This window comes from Mesorhizobium sp. M7A.F.Ca.US.014.04.1.1 (assembly GCF_003998745.1).
Lineage (GTDB): Bacteria > Pseudomonadota > Alphaproteobacteria > Rhizobiales > Rhizobiaceae > Mesorhizobium > Mesorhizobium ciceri.
On record NZ_RZRW01001119.1, the window covers coordinates 1 to 1,032 of the forward strand.

The window sequence follows — 1,032 nt, forward strand, 5'->3', positions numbered from 1 at the left end:
GTAGCCGCCATGGCACTGGGCACACAAAGCATCCAGTCCGTTGCCATGCTGGTCGGTCCAGGCAACGCCTTTGTGGCGGAAGCCAAGCGCCAGCTCTATGGACAAGTCGGCATCGATCTCTTCGCCGGTCCGACGGAAACCCTGGTCATTGCCGATGACAGCGTCGACGCCGAGCTATGCGCGACCGATCTTCTCGGCCAAGCCGAGCATGGTCCCAACTCACCGGCAGTCTTGCTAACCAATTCAGAGGCTCTCGCCAAAGCCACGATCGCATAGGTCGAAAGGCTGCTGAACATCCTGCCGACTGCCGTCATCGCCCGTCGCGCATGGGAGGATTACGGCCAGGTAATCCTGTGTTCGACAGAGGACGAAATGGTCGGTGAAGCAAACCGCATGGCATCGGAACATGTGCAGGTGATGACTCGCGATCCGGATATCTTCCTCGAGCGGATGACGAACTACGGGGCGCTGTTTCTCGGGCCGCGAACCAACGTCGCCTATGGCGACAAGGTGATTGGAACCAACCACACGCTGCCGACGGCGGGAGCCGCCCGTTACACCGGCGGCCTTTGGGTCGGCAAGTTCCTGAAGACCGTTACCTATCAACGCGTCCTGACCGATGAGGCCTCGGCAATGATCGGAGAATACTGTTCGCGCCTTTGCATACTTGAAGGATTCGCCGGCCATGCCGAGCAGGCAAACGTTCGTGTCCGTCGCTATGGCGGGCGCAACGTCCCCTATGCGGCCGCCGCTGAATAAATCGCGATAAATCGCGGCGACGACTGCGGATGCCGGAAGAGGAGCTGGCATCCAATCTGACACGGGTCGTCCCGAGACGGAGAGGAGACAGACGTGACTGATATGCCGATGGTGGATGCTCACGTCCACTTCTGGAATCCCGAGCAGAACTATTATCCGTGGCTCAACGATCGGCCGCTGATCCCATTCCGCTATGGCGACTACTCCTCGATATGCCGGCCGTATCTGCCGGCCGATTACATGCGGGACGCTGCCGTTCACCACGTTGTCAAG

General features: G+C 59.8%; 2 pseudogenes. Both read left to right on the plus strand.

The features are described from left to right. A pseudogene (gene hisD / locus EOA22_RS34950) lies at window positions 1-759 on the plus strand (histidinol dehydrogenase); the annotation flags it as partial. Window positions 760-861: 102 nt separating this feature from the next. Then, window positions 862-1,032 (plus strand): annotated as a pseudogene (locus EOA22_RS34955) (thioesterase); the annotation flags it as partial.